The organism is Photorhabdus hindustanensis, assembly GCF_002968995.1.
Classification (GTDB): Bacteria; Pseudomonadota; Gammaproteobacteria; order Enterobacterales; family Enterobacteriaceae; genus Photorhabdus; species Photorhabdus akhurstii.
In genome coordinates this window covers 1-4,705 of record NZ_PUWT01000102.1, presented here as the reverse complement: position 1 = coordinate 4,705, position 4,705 = coordinate 1, and the positions used below count along the sequence as shown (strand labels likewise).

6 protein-coding genes are annotated in these 4,705 nt (G+C 30.1%); 1 reads left to right on the top strand and 5 read right to left on the bottom strand.

The window, feature by feature from the left end:
* Nucleotides 1-113: 113 nt before the first annotated feature.
* Nucleotides 114-986 (top strand): phage tail protein, encoded by an 873-nt coding sequence (locus C6H66_RS23825; protein ID WP_105396933.1) that lies wholly within the window; start codon nucleotides 114-116, stop codon nucleotides 984-986.
* A gap of 326 nt (nucleotides 987-1,312) precedes the next feature.
* Here C6H66_RS23825 and C6H66_RS23815 read toward each other — a convergent pair whose 3' ends face one another.
* The 5 genes from C6H66_RS23815 to C6H66_RS23795 all read right to left on the bottom strand — a co-directional run.
* Nucleotides 1,313-1,837, bottom strand: coding sequence for an ABC-2 family transporter protein (locus tag C6H66_RS23815; RefSeq protein WP_248000812.1), 525 nt, complete (start codon nucleotides 1,835-1,837; stop codon nucleotides 1,313-1,315).
* Between the two features lie 10 nt (nucleotides 1,838-1,847).
* Nucleotides 1,848-2,090, bottom strand: a complete 243-nt coding sequence (locus C6H66_RS27140; RefSeq protein ID WP_248000811.1) for a hypothetical protein — start codon at nucleotides 2,088-2,090, stop codon at nucleotides 1,848-1,850.
* Nucleotides 2,077-2,829, bottom strand: coding sequence for an ABC-2 family transporter protein (locus C6H66_RS23810; RefSeq protein WP_105396932.1), 753 nt, complete (start codon nucleotides 2,827-2,829; stop codon nucleotides 2,077-2,079). Before C6H66_RS23810 ends, C6H66_RS27140 begins: the two co-directional genes overlap by 14 nt.
* Nucleotides 2,819-3,583, bottom strand: coding sequence for an ATP-binding cassette domain-containing protein (locus C6H66_RS23805; protein ID WP_105396931.1), 765 nt, complete (start codon nucleotides 3,581-3,583; stop codon nucleotides 2,819-2,821). The genes C6H66_RS23810 and C6H66_RS23805 overlap by 11 nt, the downstream gene beginning before the upstream one ends.
* A gap of 922 nt (nucleotides 3,584-4,505) precedes the next feature.
* The coding region (locus C6H66_RS23795) for a hypothetical protein (RefSeq protein WP_219847645.1) at nucleotides 4,506-4,705 on the bottom strand (200 nt) is incomplete at its 5' end.

The following is a 4,705-nucleotide window of genomic DNA, read 5'->3' as shown; positions in this document are numbered from 1 at the left end:
GTATTATATTTTTCCTGAACTAGACTTTGATTAGCCTGAATTGCAGGAGACTATTTCTACAATAATTCAAAATGTTGATTATAAAGTCACATTATTTAATTTAAGGAAAGTATATGAGTCACAAGAATGATTTTAAAGCTTTTTCTATTAGTGATAATGCGAATGTCATTAGTCAAGAAAAATATGAACAAAGCCAGGGGTTGCAGACAGGATTCTCTCCGGATAATGTTCCCACCCACTTGTTAAATAAGGTATTACGTCAGTCATCAACCATATCATCTGTCGTCGCTGATTTTATCGCGACACGATCTGGCAATGATGTTCTGGATGATGGAAATGTAGCTAAACTCACTGCTCAATTAAATAAGGCGATAGAACAAAAAATTACAGTAGGTATGCCCAGTGCTTCATTAACACAAAAAGGAGTTGTTCAGCTGACAAATGTGATTGGCAATAGCGACACATTGGCGGCTACACAAAAGCTTGTTCAGGAAGTAATAAATTCATTACGTGAAGAGATTAATATACCTGTCGGTTCTCCTATTCCCTGGCCGTTAATCTATCCACCTTTCGGTTATTTCATTTGTAATGGTTCACCTTTTAATAAATTACAGTATCCGAAGTTGGCGGAGGCTTATCCTGGCGGTAGATTACCTGATTTAAGAGGAGAATTTATCCGCGGATGGGATGATAATCGAGGTGTTGATGGTGGTCGTGGGCTTTTGTCTTGGCAGGGAGATGCAATCAGAAATATTACGGGGTCAACTCAAGTTATACATGCCCAGATGGGCGGTGCTCCTCAGACGCCTGTTGTGATTGGGGTCATGGCATCGTCGCGATATGCTACGGCAGAAACACGTTCAGCAAATGGCGGCGCTAGTTCTGATCTTACCTATTTTGACATTGATGCATCAAGACAAGTCCCAACCGCTAACGAAAATAGACCTCGTAACGTGGCATTTAACTATATTGTAAGGGCAGCATAATTCTGGTGGACGGTACAGCTTAAAGTAAGAATAAAGCCGGCTAGTCTGGCTTTATTTTTTTATTGTCATCCTTAAACCACCTCCTAGGGAGGTGGTGATTGTTATTTTTATATCCAGATGACCTTAATTCAGAAATACAAAAAGTGCTACCATTTCCAGCGGATATTGACACTAACAATGCTGGCTTATGCACTAATTCGTTATCACTATATAATAAAAGTAAATTTTTTAGTTATTTCAAGTGAATCTAAGAAATCACCAACTTTACTTGAATTAGAATGCGATCTATGGCTTCCAGAAATAATTCCCAATTTCATTATATTTCCTCACGTGATATATTTAGAATACCTTTTAACACCAATATCAAAAACCAATTTCGCTATAAAAATTAAAATCAATGTTACCAAAGTTTGAATAAAAAACCATTTCATACTCATTATTCCACTTGCTACTGAAGCTGGAACACCCGTTATAAATAGACACGGAAGTATGAACATTAAAATAAAACGAACTACACCATGAAAAGATTGTTCAGGTCTCACCAATACTTTAAAACAAGGATTTGAGTTTTTAATACTAACTAATGAATTTGTCCAAAATATTGTTGTTCTTATGATCCATGTAATTGAAGTAAGTATTAAGACTCCCTCTAATGCCATTATAAAATGTAAAAAAACCAACAAAATATTAGTGCCAAGGTAAATATGTACAGTAAAAAATAATACTAAAGATAGGAATGACAACAAAAAATGCTCAAATGCAATGTTTGTAGTGATATATAAGAATTGAGTATTTATAGGTAACGCCAAATGAGGTTCTAATTTTAATGATTTGACTTTTTTAACCAGCAAGAGGCTTCCTTTACCAAATAAAAAAAAGATAAAAATTATCGACTAAACATACCGTAGTAAAAAATATAATAATAAAATCATCAGATAAAATATAACCTGAAGATTGTGAATTTAAAATAGCATACCAAAAGAAAGCTTGTGCTATATAGTAACTAAAATTAACAAAAGCGGATAACCAAAAATTTAATGGGCTTTTTTTTGCTTCTGATAATCCACTTTTAAAACCAATAAATATAATTTTAAGCATTGCCATTATACCCTTGATTGTATTTTAACATATAATTCCAAATAAAATTAAAAATTATCATTAAGAACATCATGATTAAAAATCCATTAAATATGAAATAAATAGATGTTGAATTTGTCGCAATTTTAACTGGAATATAGGTGATATATTGAAATGGAATATAATTAAATATTGATTTTAAAGAATCACTAAATACATCTAATGGTATTAACGCACCTGAAAGGACCCATGACAAAGTATCCTTAATAATTATAAAAGAATACGAGCCTCTAAATTTGAATGCCATACATGACAATATCATTGTTAAGTACAAGTTGATAAACAACCCTATACATAAAGAAATAAATAGATATATAAAATTAGGAATGTCCTTTTGGTATATAATTATGAATAAAATTAATGGTGACATTATAAATAATCTAGCTAATATCTGCCCCAAAGCATATTCCGAATAATATAATAGTATTGATTTTGGCATTATAATTAATCTATCTATACTACCATCTTCAATATGGAATGATAAATTTTCTGGAAATCCGGTAATACTTGTTAATTGAAATATAATAACAGACCATAATATATAAACTATTATTTCATCATGTGTATAGTTAACAAAACCATTTGATTTTGTCATGGTATCCCAAAAAGATAGTTCAACCGCATATAATGTTATAATTATAAATAAGTAACCAAATATTATATTCTTAGCCCTAATGGTTTCAATAAAAGAAAATTTAATTATCACAGAAAAGGCCCTCTAGATATAGCGCATTCTTTTCTTTCGAATTATTTTTATTTAGATTTATTTTTGATATTTCACCATCCTTCAAGAAGATAATATCCTTGCAAACATCCGCAATATCTATCATATTATGTGAGGTAATTAGTATTTTGCTTTCATTATTTTGAGCATAATATTTTAAAATATTGCGTAATAAAATTTGTGACTCTATATCTAATCCGATTGTTGGTTCATCCAATATCAGTAATTTTGGCCTATTAAGAAAGTGTATTAATAAGTTGGATTTCACAGATTGACCTAAAGAACACGTTTTTGCAGGTTTTTTTGCTATATTTCTAAGGTTCAACATTTCTATCATATTCTCAACACTATTCTTATCATAATCACGTTTATATATCTTAGAAAAAAGCTCAATATTCTCATAGAGAGATAACTCCTCCCAAAGCATTGATTTATTGCCAAAAACGATACCAAGATTGGATAAAAGATTAAGAGGTCTTCCACTTGAATTAATGCCAAAAACGGTAATATTTCCAGAATTCGGAGTTAAAATGCCGGAAATCAGTTTTATTAAAGTTGTTTTTCCGGCGCCGTTCTTACCCAGTAATCCTATAATCTTGCTATCGTCAAATATTTCAATGTTTATATTTTTAAATAAAATCACTTCGACTTCATTTAATGAAAATATATTTTTAAAAATATTTTTCTTAATTTCTCTACTTTTATAACTAAAGCATAAATCAGTGATTTTTATCATTTTAATTCACTATCCTGGTAAGTAATATGTCATTATCATGCATGATATATTCTTTTACTTTACTATTTTTACCATAAACAATAAATTTCTCTTTATCTATATTCATTATTCCTTTCGCATAATCTTGAACCAAAAATAACTTATCTAATACTTCACCAGTTGCTAAATGCTAACTTAAAATATAGCGGCTTTAACTGAATTTATATTAAAATTAATATTTGTTGTCAAATTAGAAAACAAGTTTGCTAACAAAAATGCTGAACCACATCACAGAGAGGACTCTTTATTAGATGCTATGCTTACTCTTTTATGTAAAAATTTAAAGCCACCGGTTTTAACTGGTGGTTTTATGATGGATGGGTTTTAAGCGATTGTTAAAAGTCATAGTTTTAACTCCAGGGTTTAATCGGTATCAGGTTTTAACAGTTGTTTTACCACTTTTTACGTCTGCTTTTTATCAATTTTAATCATCATGGTATATCTGGTTTTATGTTTAAAAACATTAATCATACTCGCTTTCTATCTTTACTGACAATCTTAAGTGGTTTTCATCAGTCGCTACCCTTTATGTTTTTTCGGATAATCAAGTTTTCTCAGAACTTAAATCCTGCCATATTAACCGTTTTCACCGCTTTTTTATTTTGCTATCTTTTATGGTTTACTTCATAAAATAACGGAGAGAAAACACTTAAATACCAGTCTATTAGGATAATGTTTTTGTGTTCTAATTTTTTTAACTCACTGTTAATGGTTAATGGGTTTCGACTGAATTCAATTAACTATCTTTCTAGAAAACGTATTTACTATTAACTTGAATTTGCTGTTAAAAAGATGATAAACCGTTAAAAAGATTCTCATATTGAAAATCTTCTTACTTTTTAATTAAAAAATAATTTAATAAATGGCTTTAACAAAACAGCACTTACAAATATAATAATGTTTTCTGTTCTCTGTTCTCTGTTTTCTGTTTTCTGTTTTCTGTTTTCTGTTTTCTGTTTTCTGTTTTCTGTTTTCTGTTTTCTGTTTTCTGTTTTCTGTTTTCTGTTTTCTGTTTTCTGTTTTCTGTTTTCTGTTTTCTGTTTTCTGTTTTCTGTTTTCTGTTTTCTGTTTTCTGTTTCTGTT

Bases quoted from the DNA above. Each gene is read 5' to 3' on its own strand.
- C6H66_RS23825 (WP_105396933.1), top strand. From the start codon at position 114: ATGAGTCACAAGAATGATTTTAAAGCTTTTTCTATTAGTGATAATGCG.
- C6H66_RS23805 (WP_105396931.1), bottom strand. From the start codon at position 3,583: ATGATAAAAATCACTGATTTATGCTTTAGTTATAAAAGTAGAGAAATT.
- C6H66_RS27140 (WP_248000811.1), bottom strand. From the start codon at position 2,090: ATGGCAATGCTTAAAATTATATTTATTGGTTTTAAAAGTGGATTATCA.